The 18,057-nt window shown below is 60.5% G+C and carries 17 protein-coding genes; 8 read left to right on the top strand and 9 right to left on the bottom strand.

Annotated elements, in window-relative coordinates:
• Positions 1-11: 11 nt before the first annotated feature.
• Complete coding sequence (locus INHI_RS0117680) at positions 12-1,022, bottom strand: metal ABC transporter solute-binding protein, Zn/Mn family (protein ID WP_081698711.1); 1,011 nt, start codon at positions 1,020-1,022, stop codon at positions 12-14.
• A 220-nt stretch (positions 1,023-1,242) separates the two neighbouring features.
• Between INHI_RS0117680 and deoC the strand changes: the two genes are divergently transcribed.
• Together deoC and INHI_RS0117670 are read left to right on the top strand one after the other, a co-directional pair.
• Positions 1,243-2,232 carry a deoxyribose-phosphate aldolase gene (gene deoC / locus INHI_RS0117675; RefSeq protein ID WP_027248473.1) on the top strand — a complete coding sequence of 330 codons (990 nt, stop codon included), beginning with the start codon at positions 1,243-1,245 and terminating at the stop codon, positions 2,230-2,232.
• Positions 2,233-2,325: 93 nt separating this feature from the next.
• Positions 2,326-4,668, top strand: a complete 2,343-nt coding sequence (locus INHI_RS0117670) for an aldehyde dehydrogenase family protein (protein ID WP_027248472.1) — start codon at positions 2,326-2,328, stop codon at positions 4,666-4,668.
• 102 nt (positions 4,669-4,770) lie between these two features.
• Here the strand turns inward: INHI_RS0117670 and INHI_RS0117665 are convergent, their stop codons facing one another.
• The 7 genes from INHI_RS0117665 to INHI_RS0117630 all read right to left on the bottom strand — a co-directional run bounded on the left by INHI_RS0117665 (position 4,771) and on the right by INHI_RS0117630 (position 13,690).
• Positions 4,771-6,090, bottom strand: coding sequence for a M16 family metallopeptidase (locus INHI_RS0117665; RefSeq protein ID WP_027248471.1), 1,320 nt, complete (start codon positions 6,088-6,090; stop codon positions 4,771-4,773).
• Entirely contained in the window at positions 6,087-7,517 is a 1,431-nt protein-coding gene (locus INHI_RS0117660) for a M16 family metallopeptidase (RefSeq protein ID WP_027248470.1), read from the bottom strand. The genes INHI_RS0117665 and INHI_RS0117660 overlap by 4 nt, the downstream gene beginning before the upstream one ends.
• Positions 7,518-7,812: 295 nt before the next feature.
• Positions 7,813-8,328, bottom strand: coding sequence for a DUF3035 domain-containing protein (locus INHI_RS0117650; protein WP_014876176.1), 516 nt, complete (start codon positions 8,326-8,328; stop codon positions 7,813-7,815).
• Positions 8,329-8,381: 53 nt separating this feature from the next.
• Entirely contained in the window at positions 8,382-8,864 is a 483-nt protein-coding gene (gene lspA / locus INHI_RS0117645; protein WP_027248468.1) for a signal peptidase II, read from the bottom strand.
• Between the two features lie 71 nt (positions 8,865-8,935).
• Complete coding sequence (gene purH, locus INHI_RS0117640) at positions 8,936-10,525, bottom strand: bifunctional phosphoribosylaminoimidazolecarboxamide formyltransferase/IMP cyclohydrolase (RefSeq protein WP_027248467.1); 1,590 nt, start codon at positions 10,523-10,525, stop codon at positions 8,936-8,938.
• A gap of 23 nt (positions 10,526-10,548) precedes the next feature.
• The gene (locus INHI_RS0117635; protein WP_027248466.1) at positions 10,549-12,291 is read right to left on the bottom strand and encodes a heparinase II/III family protein; all 1,743 of its coding nucleotides are present in this window, start codon (positions 12,289-12,291) and stop codon (positions 10,549-10,551) included.
• A gap of 133 nt (positions 12,292-12,424) precedes the next feature.
• On the bottom strand, positions 12,425-13,690 hold the full coding sequence (locus INHI_RS0117630; RefSeq protein WP_027248465.1) for an RsmB/NOP family class I SAM-dependent RNA methyltransferase: 1,266 nt from the start codon (positions 13,688-13,690) through the stop codon (positions 12,425-12,427).
• A gap of 90 nt (positions 13,691-13,780) precedes the next feature.
• On the opposite strand from INHI_RS0117630, the gene INHI_RS0117625 reads away from it, so the two are divergent.
• Together INHI_RS0117625 and INHI_RS0117620 are read left to right on the top strand one after the other, a co-directional pair.
• Entirely contained in the window at positions 13,781-13,975 is a 195-nt protein-coding gene (locus INHI_RS0117625; protein WP_014881362.1) for a DUF1674 domain-containing protein, read from the top strand.
• Positions 13,976-13,997: 22 nt separating this feature from the next.
• On the top strand, positions 13,998-14,333 hold the full coding sequence (locus tag INHI_RS0117620) for a putative quinol monooxygenase (RefSeq protein ID WP_027248464.1): 336 nt from the start codon (positions 13,998-14,000) through the stop codon (positions 14,331-14,333).
• Positions 14,334-14,336: 3 nt separating this feature from the next.
• Here the strand turns inward: INHI_RS0117620 and dapB are convergent, their stop codons facing one another.
• Positions 14,337-15,158, bottom strand: a complete 822-nt coding sequence (gene dapB, locus INHI_RS0117615) for a 4-hydroxy-tetrahydrodipicolinate reductase (RefSeq protein WP_027248463.1) — start codon at positions 15,156-15,158, stop codon at positions 14,337-14,339.
• 114 nt (positions 15,159-15,272) lie between these two features.
• Here dapB and rbfA point away from each other — a divergent pair, with 114 nt between their 5' ends.
• From rbfA to INHI_RS0117595, 4 genes are all read left to right on the top strand, one after another.
• Complete coding sequence (rbfA, locus tag INHI_RS0117610; protein WP_014876184.1) at positions 15,273-15,668, top strand: 30S ribosome-binding factor RbfA; 396 nt, start codon at positions 15,273-15,275, stop codon at positions 15,666-15,668.
• 17 nt (positions 15,669-15,685) lie between these two features.
• On the top strand, positions 15,686-16,423 hold the full coding sequence (locus INHI_RS0117605) for a phosphodiester glycosidase family protein (RefSeq protein WP_027248462.1): 738 nt from the start codon (positions 15,686-15,688) through the stop codon (positions 16,421-16,423).
• 131 nt (positions 16,424-16,554) lie between these two features.
• Positions 16,555-17,460 carry a tRNA pseudouridine(55) synthase TruB gene (truB, locus tag INHI_RS0117600; RefSeq protein ID WP_027248461.1) on the top strand — a complete coding sequence of 302 codons (906 nt, stop codon included), beginning with the start codon at positions 16,555-16,557 and terminating at the stop codon, positions 17,458-17,460.
• Positions 17,461-17,503: 43 nt separating this feature from the next.
• Entirely contained in the window at positions 17,504-18,022 is a 519-nt protein-coding gene (locus INHI_RS0117595; protein ID WP_027248460.1) for a DUF1643 domain-containing protein, read from the top strand.
• Positions 18,023-18,057: the final 35 nt, after the last annotated feature.

Below are 18,057 nucleotides of genomic sequence, written 5' to 3'. Positions count from 1 at the left end.
ACTCGCTCCCATCAAAGCCCGGCACCGGAGAGGCGGCCCGACATGCCCTTGGGCGGCACCTCGGCCCCAAGCGCGGCAGCGATGGTGGTCATATTGTGATCCAGCATTCCGACATAAGTGCCCTCATAGCTGCCGTCAGCACCCATAGCATCGGAGAACAATTCTCCGCCGATGCGGACTTCATGACCCTGTGCGGCCGCACCTTCGATCAGCGCGCGAACGGAGCGATCCGAGACCGAGCTTTCGACAAAGACTGCGGAAACGCCGCGCTCAACCAGTAAGTCTACCAGTTCGCCAATGCGATTGAGGCCTGCCTCCGACTGGGTGGAAATGCCCTGAATACCCAGAACCTCAAACCCGAAGTCACGTCCGAAGTAGCCAAAGGCATCATGTGCGGTGACCAATACACGGTTCTCTGCAGGGACCTGAGCAAGAATCTTGGTACCGTAAGTGATCAACTGATCCAATTCTGCCAAATGCGCCGTTGCGTTGGCCGCAAACAGGTCAGCCTGATCCGGGCGCGCCTCGGTCAGCGCCGCCTGTACCTCTGCCACCATGTCCTTCCACAGGGCTGGTGTCATCCAGACATGCGGATCGAATTTATCCGCATAGGTATCGTGACCCCGCAGTTTGTCCTTGTCCAAACCATCGGCTACCGCCACCACGGTCCGCTTGCGCGCCAGATCGTGGAAGAATTCCTCCATCTGCGCCTCAAGATACAAACCATGCCAGAGCACCAGATCAGCGCGGGTCATCGCAACGATGTCGGACCGCGTCTGGCGATAGGCATGCGGGTCCACCCCCGGCCCCATCAACGCGCGGACCTCAACGGCATCACCGCCAACCTGACGGGCGGCATCCGCAATCATGCCGGTTGTTGCCACCACTTTCAGGGGTGCCTCTGCCTGCGCCGGGCCAGCACCAAGCCCCCCAATAGGTAGCGCGATAAGCCCGGTAAGAGCCATCATAGCCGCCAGCATCATTCTGCGGGCCATCATTGGTGAGTTCAGTTGCAAACGCATTGGGCAGGTCCTTTGGATACCATCTGCCCCAATAAGAGCACGGCGAGGCGCCCTGTCAATGCTAATGCGAATTATTCGCAATAATAAATGAGAATCGTTCGCAAAATGAATGAATTTTTGTCCAAACAGTCAAAAATTTACACCCGAGATGGCCCCGCTTGCTTGCCAAGACTGGGTGGTCGTGCGATTTTCGCACCGAACTCGAACGAGGATTCCCGGCATGGAAAGCCAAATTGCAGAGCACACCGCGCAGCTGCCGCAGGTGGGCGAACCGCGTAACCCCGGCATGGAGCTGGATCTGGACTGGGCGCTAGGGGTTGAGGCAAACACCTCTGCCATCGAACGCCGCTGCGCCACCCTGCCCGGTCGGCGTAGCGTCAAGAAAAACCATCAGGCGGCCTGGCTGCTGAAGGCGATCACCCTGATTGATCTGACCACATTGTCCGGTGATGACACTGTTGGCCGGGTGCAACGTCTTTGCGCCAAGGCCCGTCAGCCCGTGCGTGCTGATCTGATGCAAGCGCTTGATATGGAGCCGATCACCACCGGGGCAGTCTGCGTTTATCACGATATGATCGAGACGGCTGTGGCCGCCTTGGATGGCACCGGTATTCCGGTTGCTGCGGTATCCACCGGCTTTCCCGGCGGTCTGTCGCCGTTTCACCTGCGACTGGCAGAGATCGAAGAAAGCGTGAAAGCCGGTGCGAAGGAGATTGATATCGTAATCTCCCGTCGTCATGTTCTGTCTGGCAACTGGCAGGCCCTCTATGATGAGATGAAAGCTTTCCGCGAGGCTTGTGGTGATGCCCACGTCAAAGCGATCCTCGCCACCGGAGAGCTTGGCACATTGCGCAATGTCGCACGTGCATCGCTGATCTGCATGATGGCCGGGGCCGATTTTATCAAGACCTCGACCGGCAAGGAAAGCGTCAATGCCACGCTACCAGTCAGCCTGGTGATGATCCGCACGATCCGCAATTATCACGAACGCACAGGGTACCGGGTCGGCTACAAACCCGCTGGTGGGATTTCCAAGGCCAAAGACTCGTTGGTCTACCTATCTCTGATCAAGGAAGAGCTGGGGGATCGCTGGTTGCAGCCAGATTTGTTCCGCTTTGGTGCCTCGTCGCTGTTGGGCGATATCGAACGCCAGCTCGAACATCACGTGACTGGCGCCTATTCCGCCGGCTACCGCCACGCGCTGGCGTAAGACCCAGACGCCACCCTCGGGCGCCCTATGTGCGTCCGTCCGGGCCGTTTCCCAGATTCAGGGCAAACGGCGACAGACCACAAGGCTCGACACATGACCCTAACTGTAAAAGAGATCTTTGAAACGATGGACTATGGCCCCGCCCCCGAAAGTGCCGCTGACGCTCTGGCGTGGCTGGTAGATCAGGGCGCCCGGTTCGGCCACTTCATCAACGGTGAGTTCACGGCCCCCGGCGATGGATTTGACAGTAAGAACCCAGCCACCGGCGAGGTTCTAGCGACCCTGAGCCAAGCCACCCAATCCGACGTGGACAGCGCCGTGGATGCCGCACGCAAGGCGCAGGCCAAATGGTCAGCTGCTGGCGGCGCCGCACGGGCCCGGTATCTTTATGCCATAGCGCGCCTGATGCAGAAACACGCGCGCCTGTTTGCGGTTCTGGAAACGCTTGATAACGGCAAGCCGATCCGCGAAAGCCGTGACATTGACGTCCCCCTGGCACAGCGCCATTTCTACTATCACGCCGGCATGGCCCAGCTGATGGAAAGCGAACTGCCCGACCGTGAGGCATTGGGCGTTTGCGGTCAGATCATCCCCTGGAATTTCCCGCTGCTGATGCTGGCGTGGAAAGTGGCGCCCGCCATAGCCATGGGCAACACCGTGGTGCTGAAGCCTGCGGAATATACCTCCCTCACCGCGTTGCTGTTTGCAGATATCTGTCGTCAGGCGGGTCTGCCCAAAGGTGTTGTGAATATCGTCACCGGCGACGGCGCCGTGGGGGAAATGATCGTTGGCGCAGACGTCGATAAAATCGCCTTTACCGGCTCTACCGCTGTGGGTCGCCGTATCCGCGAAGCCACCGCAGGCAGCGGCAAGGCGTTGACCCTCGAGCTGGGCGGCAAATCGCCCTACATCGTGTTTGACGATGCAGACATTGATTCCGCGATCGAAGGTCTGGTCGATGCGATCTGGTTCAATCAGGGACAGGTCTGCTGTGCCGGCTCACGCCTGCTGGTGCAGGAAGGCATCGCCGAGCGTTTCCACCGGAAACTGCGCACACGCATGGACAAGCTGCGCATCGGCAACCCGCTGGACAAGAGCATTGATGTCGGAGCCATCGTGGATCCGGTTCAGCTGACCACCATCAGCGAGATGGTCGCGGCCAATACTGCGGGCCGCATGCATCAGGCGCAGGTCGCTGTGCCGGAACGCGGCTGTTTCTACCCGCCGACGCTGATTGAAGGGCTGGCCCCCTCTGATGCCCTGATGCAGGAAGAAATTTTCGGCCCGGTTCTGGTCTCCACCACGTTCCGCACCCCTTCCGAAGCCGTCGAGCTGGCCAACAACACCCGCTACGGGCTGGCTGCGACCCTGTGGACCGAGAATGTCAATCTGGCGCTGGATATCGCGCCAAAACTGGTTGCGGGTGTGGTCTGGGTTAATGCAACCAACCTCTTTGATGCGGCAGCCGGTTTTGGTGGCACCCGCGAAAGCGGTTTTGGCCGGGAAGGTGGCTGGGAAGGGCTCAGCGCTTATACCAAACCCAAGGGCAAAGCAAAAACGCTTGACCAGATCAAAGGTTTCAGCGGCGAGGGTGCGCCGGTTGACGCGGTGGATCGCACCGCAAAGCTGTATGTTGGCGGCAAGCAGTCCCGTCCGGATGGCGGGTATTCCAAGGCCGTCCACGCAAAATCGGGCGCGCTGCTCGGCCACGTCGGGCTTGGCAATCGCAAGGATGTGCGCAACGCCGTGGAGGCCGCAGCGGGCGCAAAAGCGTGGTCCAAAACCACCGGCCACCTGCGGGCGCAGATCCTTTACTATATCGGGGAGAACCTGTCGGCGCGGGCCAGCGAATTTGCGGATCGTATCGACCGGATGACCGGCAAATCGCAGGGCGCGCAGGAGGTCGAGGCCTCAATCCAGCGCCTGTTCACGGCTGCCGCCTGGGCCGACAAATATGACGGTCAGGCGCATGGCGTTCCGATCCGGGGTGTCGCACTGGCGATGAAGGAGCCAGTCGGCGTGATCGGCGCGCTCTGCGCGGATGAGGCTCCCCTGCTGGGTCTGGTGTCTGTGATGGCACCGGCGATTGCCATGGGCAACCGCGTGGTTCTGGCCGCCTCCGAAGCCTACCCCCTGTCAGCAACAGATTTCTATCAGGTGCTTGAGACATCCGACCTACCAGGTGGTGTCGTCAATATTCTGACTGGCCGGCACGCGGAAATGGCTTCCCCCCTTGCGTCACATCTGAATGTCGATGCGGTGTGGAGCTTTTCGTCATCTGACCTGTCTGCGATGATTGAAGAGGCCGCTGCCGGGAACCTAAAGCGCACTTGGGTGAACAACGGTTTGGCGATGGACTGGTCTGCCGATCACAGCCGCCGCTTCCTCGAAGCCGCAACGGAAGTGAAAAACATCTGGATTCCCTACGGCGAATAAACCGATTGGAGCAGCTACGGCTGCATCAATCATATCCAGAAAAAAGGGCGCGGCCATTTCTGGCCGCGCCCTTTTTTCCGTTTGATCTGCTCTGCGCCGATCTCAATTGGTGGATTGCAAACCTTCCGGGCGGCCGACTACGATGAAATGCAGCTGGTCCGGCAGCAGGATCTCCGCTGCCACTTTGTTGATTTCTTCCAGCGTGACAGCGTTCACCTTGTCATTGCGGGTGGCCACGTAATCAATGGGCAGATCATCCATCTGCATCCCCGCCAGGATCGAAGCGATGCGGCTGTTACCATCAAAGCGCAGCGGATAAGCGCCGGTCAGATAGGTCTTGGCGTCCTGCAACTCTTTTTCCGTCACGCCTTCAACTGCCAGTTTTGCCCATTCCGCCTGAATGACCTCAACCGTTTCGGCAATCTTACCGTTGGCCGACGCGACCGACCCCATGTAGACGGCCCCCAGATCACGTGGCACCAGATAGCTATAGACGCCATAGGTCAGGCCGCGTTTTTCGCGCACTTCCGACATCAAACGACTGTCAAAAGACCCGCCACCGAGGATCTGGTTCAACAAATAGGCCGCGAAATATCGCGGGTCGTCGCGCTCGATCCCGGCATGTCCAAACAGGGCCACGGATTGCGGCGTGTCATAATCAACCACGGTCACGCCGCCGTCGATGGTGACCTCGGCTGGTCCCGGAATCGGCGCTCCCGCATCCGGCAAATCGCCCAGCAAAGTATCCAGCAACGCTCCAAGTTCAGCCTCGGTAATATCCCCAACCGCCCCGACATACAGCCGATCACGGGCAAACACCGAATCATGGGCATCAAACATATCCTGACGGGTCAGTGCGGTGACGCTTTCGATGGTGCCGTTGCCTTCTGTGCCATATGGGTGATCTCCAAAGGCCATCTGAGAGAACACCCGTCCCGCGATGTCATTCGGATCTTTGGCATCGGCACGCAGACCGGCCAGAACCTGGGCGCGCACCCGGTCCAGCGCATCCTGATCAAAGCGCGGCTCATGGATTGTCTGGCGCAGCAGATCAACGGCCTGATCGCGGTTCTCGCTCAGAAACTGCGCTGAAATCGACACCGTGTCCTTATCCGCATCATAGGAAAACCCGGCTGCCAGGCTTTCAACTGTGCGGGCGTAGTCCTGCGCTGCCAGTGGCCCGGCGCCCTCCTCCAGCAGCCCCGCCATCAGATAGGTCGCGCCACGTTTGCCAGGTTTGTCGAGCGACGTGCCGCCACGAAAGCGCAGTTCCAGAGCGGTGAAAGGAATGCTGTGATCCTCGACCAGCCATGCTGTGACCCCTCCGGGTGATGTCACCTCTTTTATCTTGATCTCTGCCCAAGCCGGCAGGGCGAGCAAACAGACGGTCAGGGCCGCCGCAATAGATTTCAGCACCTTCATTGGCTTACCTCTTCGTCACGCATCATCCAACCCGTCACTGAAACCTCGGGTTGCAGCACCTCGCGAGCGACGGCAATGATCTCGTCTGCGGTGATGGATTGCAGGATACGCGGCCAGGCCTGCACATCCTCAACCGTCAGACCCGACGCCAGTGCTCGCCCATAGCGGTTGGCGATCCCGTCGACATTGTCGCGGGCGTAGATTTCTGCGGCACGCAATTGCAGTTTGATCCGCTCCAGCTGCGCCTCATCGACGCCTTCTTCGAGAAACCGGGCAAAGGTGGCATCCAACGCAGCCTCGGCCTCCTCAAGGCTGACATCGGCCCCTGGAACGACCAGAAAGTCAAAGGTGGTGTCATCCAGTGATACGTCGGAATAGAACACCCCGGTGTAGACCGCCACCTGTTGATCAAACTGCAGCGCGTTGGTCAGGTAAGAGGTGCTGCCACCGCCCAAGAGTTCGGCCAGAAGATAGAGCGCCGCTGCACGTTCCTGAGCACCGTTGTCGCGTTCCGGCGCCAGATAGGAGCGCTGGACAAAAGGCTGCGCCACACGCGGATCTTTGAAGATAATGCGCCGGGCGGCGGTCTGCGGCGGCTCCTTGCTGCGGACACGGTCCGGCAGATCCGGATTGGCCGGGATCTGCCCATAGGTCTCCTGTGCTAGGCGGCGCACCTCCTCCGGATCGACGTCACCGGACACAACCAAAATGGCATTATTCGGCGCGTAATAGGTTCCATAGAACGAGAGCGCATCCGCCATGTCCAGCTCTTCCATCTCATGACGCCAGCCAATAATGGGCTGACCATACCGATGGTTGAGATATTGCGCGGCGTTCAACTGCTCACGAAACAGCGCCCGCGGCTCGCTGTCGGTACGCTGGTTGCGCTCCTCCAGAATGACCTCCCGCTCGGTCTCGATATCCTGCTCGGTGAGGCGGATGTTGACCATTCGGTCGCTCTCCATCTGCATCATCAGCCCCAGGCGGTCAGCCGCGACACGCTGGAAATACGCCGTGTAGTCATAGCTGGTGAAGGCGTTGTCCCGGCCGCCGTTCGCAGCAACCGTGGCCGAAAGCTCACCGGCCGCCAGCTTATCGGTGGCCTTGAACAGCAAATGTTCCAGAAAATGTGCAACGCCGGACTGGCCTACCGGCTCATCGGCGGAGCCTGCACGGTACCAGACCATATGCTGCACGACAGGCGCGCGGTGATCTTCGATCACAACGACCTGCATCCCGTTATCGAGAACAAAGCTGGTGACCATATCGCTTGCATCAGATTGAGTAGCAGCGTCCTGCGCCTGCGCCTGCGCGCTCTGAACCAGACCGGTAGCCGCCAAATCGGCGCTGTCCAGAGCGACAAGGGCCGCGACAACTGCGGTGGCCCGGGTGATCCGCCGGATCAAAGGTTTCATAGGGGGGATCATTCGGTGATCTCCTTTTGCGGTACGCCACCAGCAACACAAGCACCGGTAACGTCAAAATAGACAAATGCAGCCGGTCAGAATCCTGCGGCCTGCCCTGAAGGACGATGCAGCGCCCGGCCCTATCCGTGTGGCCTGCGGTGCAACAGAAACAAGTCCGATCGAGCAACATATCAATGGCGATCAGCCCGAAAAACGGACCAACATCGCTAAGGTCAAACTACGCTCTGGAGGCGCATGTGCAAGGGAAATGGCGTTTTTGTGATCGCCCGAAGCCGCCGATACGACCTGTTCGGCGTTACTCTGCCGGTGGGGCCGATGGCGTCTCAAAACCGGCGCGGCGGAAACGCTCGCTGACCTGATCCGGGGCGATGGCCTCGCGCTTGTAGGCCTCTTGGTAGCGATCGACCGGGAACAGCTTGAACCGCGCAGTGCGGTTTTCGCGCTTGCGTTTCTTTGCATCGCGCGCAGCGAGATCAGCGCGAACGTCGGGGTCAACGCCATAGCGGCTCACGGCGGTGACCAAAGCGCCATCACTGGCGGGAATGCCTTCTCCCGGGACCAGCGCAGCAGGGTTGCCGCCAAGCACTGCAACCGCTTCACCCTTCGGGTTTCGGTCGGTGAGATTGGCTGCGCCGGGTGTCGGTTGCGGCAGCGTCTGATAGTTGGTCGGTTCGGCCAGTGGTTTCGCGGGCAAGACCATGAACTCATCCGGGCCGGTTCCAGCAGGGCGCAGATCGCGCAGCCCTTTTTGCCCGCAGGCAGATACGGCCAGCGCGCCCATCAGAACAATCACACCAAAAGGGATCCGCATGACCCGTTACTCCTGCCTGTTTGAGCCGCTTTTATCGCATTTCCCCAGCAAGGTCACGCAGGGTTTTTCTGCCGCCCGTCAAATAGGATCAAGCCGACTGCACCAGCAAAGATGAAGATGTCCGCAACGTTGAAGACAAAGGGGTTATTGATACCGCAGCAGGACATATTGAGGAAATCCAGCACGTACCCGTAGAGCAGCCTGTCCACCACATTGCCAAGCGCACCACCGATCACGAGACCGGCTGAAAGCTGCATCATGCGGGCATTGGCAGGCAGACGGACGATCCAGATCACCAGCACCACGCAAATCACCAATGACAGACCGATAAGAACCCACCGCGTCGTATCGGTGCCACCGCCAAACAGACCGAAATTGATGCCCGTGTTCTCGCCATAGCGAAACCGCAGCAGCGGTGGCAGCACATCAATGCCACCACGATTGGCCACATCCATGACCCGCACCACCAGATATTTGCTGATCTGATCGGCAAGCAGCGCCAATATCGCGGCCCAGATCATCACTTTGGCTCGCATCGTGCGGCCCCCTTTGCCCGAAATTTGAGGCGTGATCGGGCCAAAACAGGCCCGATCAGTCTCAACTGCATTTAGTGGCGGAAATGGCGCATGCCGGTGAAGACCATCGCCAGACCGGCCTCGTTGGCGGCTTTGATGACCTCATCGTCGCGCATGGAGCCACCTGGCTGGATTACGCAGGTTGCGCCGTTTGCCGCAGCCTCAAGCAGACCATCGGCAAAGGGAAAGAACGCATCAGACGCCACGGCAGAGCCTTTGGCCAAGCTTTCGGGCAATTCTAGCGCGTCCGCCATGCGCTGCGCTTTCACGCCTGCGATGGTGGCACTGTCCAGGCGGCTCATCTGGCCGGCGCCGACACCAACGGTCTGGCCAGATTTAACATAGACGATGGCGTTGGATTTCACGTGTTTTGCAACCTTCCAGGCAAACAACAAATCCTGCATCTGCACATCCGTCGGGGCCTTCTCGGTGACCACCTTCAGGTCGTCCATGGCACGGTGGCCGACGTCCTTGTCCTGTACCAGCATACCGCCGGACACCTGACGGGTGGTCAGACCGGTATCCTGCGGGTTGGGCAGACCATCGGTCAGCAACAGACGCAGGTTCTTCTTGGCAGCAAAAATCGCCTTGGCCTCATCCGAGGCACCGGGGGCGATGACGACTTCCGTGAAGATCTGGACGATCTCTTGCGCGGTTTCTCCGTCCAGCGGCTGATTCAACGCGACGATACCGCCAAAAGCAGAGGTCCGGTCGCAGTCAAAGGCCTTCTGATACGCATCCTTCAACGTCTCGCCGCGGGCCACGCCACAGGGGTTGGCGTGTTTGATGATCGCCACGGCCGGGCCATCAGCGGGTGCAAACTCGCTGACCAGCTCAAAGGCGGCATCAGTGTCATTGATGTTGTTATAGGACAGCTCCTTGCCCTGCACCTGCTGCGCCGTGGCGACGCCTGCGCGGGCGGAGCCATCCAGATAAAAGGCAGCCTGCTGATGCGGATTCTCGCCATAGCGCAGCGTCTGCGCCAGTTGCCCTGCTACAGCGCGGCGGCGCGGCGCCTCAAGGTTCAGTGCGTCGGCCATCCAGTTTGAAACCGCAGCATCATATGCAGCTGTGCGAGCATAGGCGTTCTGCGCCAACCACTGACGGAAGCCATAGGAGGTCTGGCCGTCGTTTTTGTCCAACTCTGCAAGCAGCGGTTCGTAGTCCTCGACATCCACCACAACGTTCACGAACAGGTGGTTCTTGGACGCAGCACGGATCATCGCCGGGCCGCCGATGTCGATGTTCTCGATGCAGCTGTCGTAGTCGCCGCCCTTGGCCACGGTTTCCTCAAACGGATAGAGGTTCACCACCAGAAGGTCGATGGCGCCAATCCCATGCTCTTCCATCGCAGCGACATGGGTGTCGTTGTCCCGCAGTGCCAGCAGACCACCATGCACCATCGGGTGAAGCGTCTTGACCCGGCCATCCATCATTTCCGGAAAACCGGTGATCTCTGACACGTCTTTCACGGTCAGCCCTGCGTCGCGCAGCGTCTTGGCCGTCCCGCCGGTTGAGAGCAGCTCGACGCCACGTGCCGCCAGGGCCTTACCCAGGTCGATCAACCCAGTCTTGTCGGATACGGAAAGCAACGCACGGCGTACGGGGTGAAGGTCGGTCATGGCAGGGCAGGTCCTTTTCAGGCTCAGTCAGTTAACGCGGGGTCGTCCCGGTTCAGGTCTCGCACGGCAACGGCAGTCTCCTGCGCCTTACTGAGCGTCCACCGGATGCGCGTGGCATAGTTCATTGCCCGCCCGGAGAGAACGATCTGTTTTGCCGCACGCGGCTTCAAGCGGGTTTTTTCCAGGTACACGCTGGGTTCCAGCTTCAATTCGCAGGTTCCATCATGACGGAACACCCAGATCTCCCCGCTCTTGAGCGCCATGGATACTGCCGCGCCCCCCAAGTCAAGGGCTGCATCCACATCCGGGTGCAAGTGCAGGCGGATCTCAAAGCCGATACCACCCAGAGAATGTGCATCCATTGCCTTGTCAAAACGCCGTTTATTGCGGGCATCCAGCGCCAGAAGCATGTCCTCACCGGCCAGACCACGGCCATCCACCGCCAGCTCCAGCGTGCGTGCATGGGTCAGGCCGAAATGGCGCTCGTAGCCATTGTGCCCGCCCTGGAAGCGATAGCCATCTTCCAGATCAGACAGATCCAGCGGCACGTTATCTGGCGCCTCTGTCATAATCTCATGGCCACTGCCGCGTTCCGGCGGGGCCAGTCGGGCGCTGGAGTGCCCTTCGATACAGAGCGTGGAATGGGACGGGGTTGCCCGCCCGGCACGCCGCCATTCAACACCGAAGGTTTCGCCCGAGCCGCAGTTGACGATCAGCGGTCGGCGACCGGATGTCAGCTCAAACGCTAGGGTCGAGGCATGACCATTCCAAGAGGCGCGCCCCTTGGGCGGGACCGATGCGTCGATGATCACCGAGGTGCGCCGCCCGGACAAACGCGCATAGCCCATTGCCAACCCATCGGCGTGACGCGTTGTGACGTGGCTGGCGGCCAATGCGTGATCCAACCGTCCCTCCAGCCCGCGACCACCGCCATGAAATCGTGCCAAACCACCATCGGCGTGACGTAATGTGCGCAGAGTCGGTGCGATACGCTCAATTGCGGCCAGTTGCGCAGGCGGGACGCCGCGTCCGGCATCCTGTAGCGCCGCCGCAGCCCAGGTCAGCAGGGTAAAAACCTCTAGCAGCTCCTCCGGGTTGCGTGTCGGCAGACCTCCCTGTTCATCAATCTGACTGGCGCATTCCTCGGCCAGGGCCTTCAGGGCCGGGTCAACCTGATCCTCATGCCCCTTGAGGGCGAGGCCAGCATAGATCAACCCGGTGAGCGCCTCAAAGCGTGGCAAGCCGGGGGAGGCCCCCTGCCAGCGGCGGGACAGGAACCATGTCTGCCGGGACAGGGCACCGAAAAACGCTTCCGATTGATCGGCGGTGCGGGCCGCCAGCAGGAACAGCGCATGGTTGATCCAGCGGATGACCCGACGGCCCGTCAGATCAGGCGACCAGCCCGGCCCGCTGCCATTGCCGTGGGTGTCGATCCACCCCCAGACCCAGAGTTGCGCCTTTTCCCGGGCGCGAAAATCCCCGACGGCTGCCAGATCGTCCAACCAGGCAAACCCGTGGCGTTCAGCATCAAAAGCAAGATCAGGTGCCACAACATCCCAGAGCGCAGTCGTAGGAGATTCGACCAAATATCCCGCAAACAGAAGATTACCTGCAACCAGCTGACGCCCGCGGGCAAAGCTACCAATGGTGCGTGGCTCGGGTTGCGAGACAAAAGCGGTTGCGCCCGGCTGCCGCCGCGCGCGCCGTGCATAATATCGGTTCAACAGGCGGGTGCCGCGCCGCGCCATTCTATCGTATCGGGACATGCTCTCTTGCCTCACGCCAGAGAATTTTTCCGGGGCGTTTTCGGCTGAGCATAGCGACGCTTACGGGCCAAGTCACCGATAATGAGGCGGGCGCCTGCGCGGCAGATCGGCAAAGGCTCGCCAAGACCTGAGGTCAGGCCGCAGATTTGCGCAATTCGGCCATGTAGAAACCATCCATGCCGCCCAAATCGGACCAGTAGTCAGGCCGTAGGCGCACCCCGCCTTCTTCGGTTATCCAGTCGGGGTCAATGCCTTCAATGTCGCGGATCCGATCACCGACGGACATATCCGGAAACATCTCAAGCGCATCTTCAACCTGACACTCGCCCTCATCCGGCAACAGCGAACAGGTGCAATAGATCAACCGACCGCCGGGTTTCACCAAGCTCCAGGCGTGGGCGAGCATCTGTGCCTGCAATTCAATCAGCGCGCCGAAACCGCTGCCGTCTTTGGCATGGGGCAAATCAGGGTGACGACGGATTGTCCCCGTGGCAGAGCAAGGCGCGTCCAGCAGAACCGCGTCATATTGACCGGTTTGTTCTAACGCATCCCCTACAACAACGGTGGCCTCAAGGCCCGTACGCTCAAGATTCTCTGAAAGCCGCGCCATCCGCCCGGCAGACTGATCCACCGCCGTCACATTGGCCCCGGCAGCAGCGATCTGCATCGTCTTACCCCCAGGAGCGGCGCAGAGATCCAGCACCGATTCGCCGGGCTTCGCCGCCAAAATTTGCGCAGGCAGCGCTGCTGCGGCGTCCTGAACCCACCAATCCCCTGTCGCAAATCCGGGCAGGCCTGAGACCTGAACGGAATTGTGGATACGATAAGATCCCGTTGGCAGCAAAACCGCCTCAAGCGCTGAAAGATCCGCGCCGGGCTTAGGGCTAAGATCCAGCGGCGCGCCTGCTAGATGGGCGGCCTCGATCTGCAACATGGCCGGTGCCCCCCAGGCCTGCGACAGCGGGCTGCGGAGCCATTTCGGGAGACGCGGCACCCGCAGTTTTGCCCATTCGGCAGGCCCGTGATCGGCCACCTTGCGCAATACCGCATTGACCAACCCCTTTAGCTTGCCGTGGCGACGGTGACGGGAAACGATATCGACCATCTCATTGACCACACCATGCGCAGCACCGCCCTGGCACAGCTCAACCGTACCGATCCGCAGGGCATTATGCACCGTCAGGGGTGTCGCTTTTTTCAGGTGCTTCTGCAGGATCCGGTCGGCACGTTCCAGATTGCGCAGTGTGTCTGTTGCCAGCCGCTGGGTGCGCGCGCGCTCCTCTGCGGGCAGTTTATCCAATGCGCCCGCTGCGTAACATTCGGACAGCAGCTTGCCTTCCCCCAGCACCTCATCAAGCAGATGAATGGCACGGCGGCGGGCTTGGGTTGCGTTGGACATACGAGGCTCCTGATGCACGGGCGGCAGCGGCATGGGTTGTCGCCGCCGGACGCGGGCGTATATCATAGAACGACAATAAGGAAACCCGGCATGAGTGACGCTGAAAAAACCGAAACCGAAAATCTGCCCCCAGCTGCACAGCGTGCGCTGGCAGAGGCTGCCGAACGGCGTAAGGCCGCCGAGGCCGAAGCTGCCAACCGCCCGGTTGAGCTGGGCGGTCGCGATGGTCCCGATCCTGCGCGCTATGGCGACTGGGAGAAAAAAGGAATCGCTATCGATTTCTGATAGCGGGCCACCGGAACCCTGCATGATCATCGAGATCCGCCGCTACTGGCTGCACCCCGGCAAACGCGAAGCCTTTATTCACATCTTTGAACGGGTGAACAGACCAGCATTGCGCGATGCGGGCATGCTGGTTTTTGGCCCGATGCGCGATCTGGCAGATCCGGATGTCGTCCACTGGATGCGCGCCTTTGCAACGCTATCAGACCGCGAGCGCATCAAGGACGGATTTTATGATGGGCCAGTCTGGCTGAAGGACGTGGAACCGCGCGTGATGCCGCTGATCGCCCATTTCGAGGCCTCGGCGGTTGAGACCACCGAAGGGTTCGAGACGTTCAGTGGCTCTGCGTCCCTGCTCTGAGGATCAGAGGCCCAGCACATCCAGCATGTCGTACTGGCCTGGTTCCTTCCCCTGCCCCCAAAGTGCAGCCTTGATGGCGCCGCGGGCAAATATCGCACGATCCGTCGCAAGATGGCGCAGCACGATACGCTCTCCCTGACCAGCAAACAGCACATCATGTTCCCCGACGATATCTCCACCTCGAATCGCGCTGAAACCGATATCACCACGTTTGCGCGCGCCGGTGATGCCATCGCGCCCGCTGTCGCTGACTTCTGAGAGTGTCACGCCGCGCCCCTCCGCAGCTGCTTCGCCCAGCATCAACGCGGTGCCGGAGGGCGCATCGACTTTGTGATGGTGATGCGCCTCAATCACTTCGATATCGAAATCCTCATCAAGGGCGGCGGCAACCTTTTTGGTCAGCTGAACCAGGAGGTTTACACCCAGGCTCATGTTGCCGGCCCGCATCTGCACCGAATGACGTGAGGCTGGTTCCAACTGGGCGATCTGTGCGTCGTTCATCCCGGTGGTGCCGATGACATGGACGACACCGGCCTCAGCGGCCATCCCGGCAAAGGCGATGGTCGCCTCAGGACTGGTGAAATCGATCACCGCTTGCGCCTTGGCAAAGGCCGCAGGCGCGTCGTCGGTCACTGTGATGCCGATTTCAGACCCGCCCATGGCCAGCCCCACATCCTGACCGACCCAATCGTGACCTTCCCGCTCCACTGCACCGACCAGATGCGCGCGGGGATGATCCGCAATGGTCTTGATCAGCATCTGCCCCATGCGCCCAGAGGCGCCGGTGATCACGATGCCGGGTATGTCTGTGCGGGAAGCTGCCATGTCAGGGGTCCTTCGTTGTTGCGCTGGATCGCGATTGGTCTGTTTCGGGCTGGTTTTGTCCTAACCGCTTGTGCTGCGCTTGGCAAAGCCCCGCTTTCGGCATAAATCGGATATATGGCTAAGAACAAACTCCACGAGGGCTCAGGGCCCTCACAACGTCAGCTCCGCGTCGGCGAATTGATTCGCCGCGCCTTGTCCGAAATCTTTGCACGCGGTGACCTGCATGATCCCGACCTGAACCGGCTGTCGATCACTGTCGGCGAGGTTCGCACTTCGCCCGATCTACGCATTGCCACGGCTTATGTGCTGCCGCTTGGTGGCAAAGGGCAGGAAGACACGCTCAAGCTGATGGCCCGCAACAAGGGCGAACTGCGACGTATGATCGGCAAAAAGCTGGCGTTGAAATTCACGCCGGAGCTGCGATTCCAGCTGGATGATACCTTTGACCGGATGGATGACACCCGGCGGATGCTGTCGCAGGACGCGGTGCGCCGCGATATCGGCGAGTGATTCGCTGGGCGGTGGCTATGGCGCTGGCCTTCTGGGCCGCGCCTGCTGCGGCGGTGGACTGCCGCAACATCGCCTATGACGACAACCGCTACACGATCTGCGAGGTTGACGTGACCAAGGACGAGCTGCGCCTGTTCCTGAAGGATGGCGCCGGAGACGTCTACGGTCATTTCTCGGCGATCGAAACCGATCTGGCTGACAAAGGACAGACACTGCCCTTTGCCACAAATGCCGGTATGTATCATCGCGACCGCTCCCCCGTCGGATTGTACCGGGACGGTGACGAGGAGGAGATGCGGCTGATCACAACCCCCGGTCCGGGAAATTTCGGACTGCTGCCCAACGGGGTGCTATGTATCGGTGCTGCCCGCACGGATGTGATCGAAACGCTGACCTTTGCCGAAACCAACCCACCATGCCGCTATGCCACGCAATCTGGCCCGATGCTGGTGATCGATGGCGCGTTGCACCCGCGGTTTCTGCCGAACTCGACCTCGTATTTTATTCGCAACGGCGTCGGGACCAGCGCCGACGGGCAGCGCGTGGTCTTTGCCATCTCGCAGAACGCTGTGACGTTTCACCAGTTTGGCAGCCTGTTCCGGGATCACCTGAAACTGCCAAACGCGCTGTATTTTGATGGCAATATTTCGCGGCTACACGCCCCGCAGATCAACCGCAGTGATGCCGGCTTCATGATGGGGCCGGTAGTGGGCGTGGTGGCAGATGGCACGGAGAGCGACGCGGCGACCAACTGAGCCCAAAACACGCGCCGAACCCACCGCGGCCGCAGTCGGTCCGCAGTTTCGCGACCTCCCGCGATTGACAGCCCGGAATGGGTGGGCTACCTCGCGCGCCTCTCTCACCGACGATGACATTGGGGAACGATATGGGACGCAAACGCAAAGGGCGTGATATTTCCGGCTGGCTGGTGGTCGACAAGCCTGCGGGGCTGACGTCCACTGCGGTTGTCAACAAGGTCCGCTGGGCCTTTGATGCAAAGAAGGCGGGTCACGCCGGCACATTGGATCCCGAGGCAACCGGCGTTCTGGCGGTCGCCCTCGGCGAAGCCACCAAGACTGTGCCCTATATCACAGATGCGCTGAAGGCCTACACCTTCACTGTGCGCCTCGGTCAGGCAACCAACACGGATGACGCCGAAGGGGAAGTGATCGCCCGCAGCGCAACACGGCCAAGTGACGATGAAATCGTAGCGGCGCTGCCGCAGTTCCTTGGTGATATCATGCAGGTCCCACCAAAATTCTCAGCTGTGAAAATCGATGGTCAGCGCGCCTACAAACTTGCTCGCGACGGTGAAGAGATCGAACTGGCCGCCCGCCCTTTGTGGGTTGAGGAACTGATCCTGGTGGACCGCCCCGATGACGACCATGTCGTACTGGAAATGACCTGCGGCAAAGGCGGCTACGTGCGCTCCATCGCACGGGATCTGGGTGCAGCACTTGGGTGTCACGGCCATGTGAAATGCCTGCGTCGAACCTGGTCGGGGCCGTTTGATGCCGAGGATGGCATAAGCCTTGAGACGCTGGATGAGATGGCCAAATCGCCGGATCTTGATGGCTATCTGCGCCCGCTTGAGGAAGGGCTTGCAGATCTGCCCCAGCTGACCTGCACACCTGAAGGCGCCGCCAAGCTGCGCAATGGCAATCCCGGAATGGTGCTCGCCTCCGATGTTGAATACGGCGAGGAAGCCTGGGCCTCGTTGGATGGTTTGGCTATTGCGGTCGGACACTACAAATCCGGCGAGCTGCACCCCAGCCGGGTATTCGTTCGCTAGCCTGCGGTTGACAGCGGCGCGAGGTCTGGGCACCACGGGCGCCATGATCCATCGCAGCCACACCAAGGGCGACGCGCCCTCAACCGCGGTCTATTCCGACTGCGAGCAGTACCGATATAGCCTCAGCCGGGTCTGGGATCCGGCGGGGACACGGGTGATGTTTGTGATGCTCAACCCGTCTACCGCCACAGAGGTCCAGAACGATCCAACCATTGAGCGCTGCGAAAGGCGCGCGCGCACCTTGGGGTATGGCGGATTTCGGGCGACCAATATCTTTGCCTTTCGGGCCACTGATCCGCGCGATATGAAACGCGCGGTGGACCCGGTCGGACCAGATAATCTGGAAATAATTCTGGACGGTGCGGCCTGGGCGGATCAGGTGATCTGTGCCTGGGGAACCCATGGCGCGTTTCGTCAGCAAGGCGATCAAGTTGCAACAGCGCTCGTCGAAACCGGTAAGCCGTTATTTCATCTCGGACTGAGTAAGGCCGGTCATCCCAAACACCCGCTCTACATCCGCTACGACCGGAAACCTGAACCCTGGCTGCCCAAGCTGGTATAAGATCTTGCTAACCATCGCTTCTGATTTGGTTTGAT

The sequence above is a fragment of the Phaeobacter inhibens DSM 16374 genome (assembly GCF_000473105.1).
Lineage (GTDB): Bacteria > Pseudomonadota > Alphaproteobacteria > Rhodobacterales > Rhodobacteraceae > Phaeobacter > Phaeobacter inhibens.
The sequence above is the reverse complement of the archived record's forward strand: the minus strand, read 5'-3'. Positions and strand labels throughout refer to the sequence as shown.

Excerpts from the sequence above, each read along its gene's own strand:
- INHI_RS0117680 (WP_081698711.1), bottom strand. The coding sequence starts at position 1,022 with ATGCGTTTGCAACTGAACTCACCAATGATGGCCCGCAGAATGATGCTG.
- deoC (WP_027248473.1), top strand. The coding sequence starts at position 1,243 with ATGGAAAGCCAAATTGCAGAGCACACCGCGCAGCTGCCGCAGGTGGGC.
- INHI_RS0117670 (WP_027248472.1), top strand. The coding sequence starts at position 2,326 with ATGACCCTAACTGTAAAAGAGATCTTTGAAACGATGGACTATGGCCCC.
- INHI_RS0117665 (WP_027248471.1), bottom strand. The coding sequence starts at position 6,090 with ATGAAGGTGCTGAAATCTATTGCGGCGGCCCTGACCGTCTGTTTGCTC.
- INHI_RS0117660 (WP_027248470.1), bottom strand. The coding sequence starts at position 7,517 with ATGATCCCCCCTATGAAACCTTTGATCCGGCGGATCACCCGGGCCACC.
- INHI_RS0117650 (WP_014876176.1), bottom strand. The coding sequence starts at position 8,328 with ATGCGGATCCCTTTTGGTGTGATTGTTCTGATGGGCGCGCTGGCCGTA.
- lspA (WP_027248468.1), bottom strand. The coding sequence starts at position 8,864 with ATGCGAGCCAAAGTGATGATCTGGGCCGCGATATTGGCGCTGCTTGCC.
- purH (WP_027248467.1), bottom strand. The coding sequence starts at position 10,525 with ATGACCGACCTTCACCCCGTACGCCGTGCGTTGCTTTCCGTATCCGAC.
- INHI_RS0117635 (WP_027248466.1), bottom strand. The coding sequence starts at position 12,291 with ATGTCCCGATACGATAGAATGGCGCGGCGCGGCACCCGCCTGTTGAAC.
- INHI_RS0117630 (WP_027248465.1), bottom strand. The coding sequence starts at position 13,690 with ATGTCCAACGCAACCCAAGCCCGCCGCCGTGCCATTCATCTGCTTGAT.
- INHI_RS0117625 (WP_014881362.1), top strand. The coding sequence starts at position 13,781 with ATGAGTGACGCTGAAAAAACCGAAACCGAAAATCTGCCCCCAGCTGCA.
- INHI_RS0117620 (WP_027248464.1), top strand. The coding sequence starts at position 13,998 with ATGATCATCGAGATCCGCCGCTACTGGCTGCACCCCGGCAAACGCGAA.
- dapB (WP_027248463.1), bottom strand. The coding sequence starts at position 15,158 with ATGGCAGCTTCCCGCACAGACATACCCGGCATCGTGATCACCGGCGCC.
- rbfA (WP_014876184.1), top strand. The coding sequence starts at position 15,273 with ATGGCTAAGAACAAACTCCACGAGGGCTCAGGGCCCTCACAACGTCAG.
- INHI_RS0117605 (WP_027248462.1), top strand. The coding sequence starts at position 15,686 with ATGGCGCTGGCCTTCTGGGCCGCGCCTGCTGCGGCGGTGGACTGCCGC.
- truB (WP_027248461.1), top strand. The coding sequence starts at position 16,555 with ATGGGACGCAAACGCAAAGGGCGTGATATTTCCGGCTGGCTGGTGGTC.
- INHI_RS0117595 (WP_027248460.1), top strand. The coding sequence starts at position 17,504 with ATGATCCATCGCAGCCACACCAAGGGCGACGCGCCCTCAACCGCGGTC.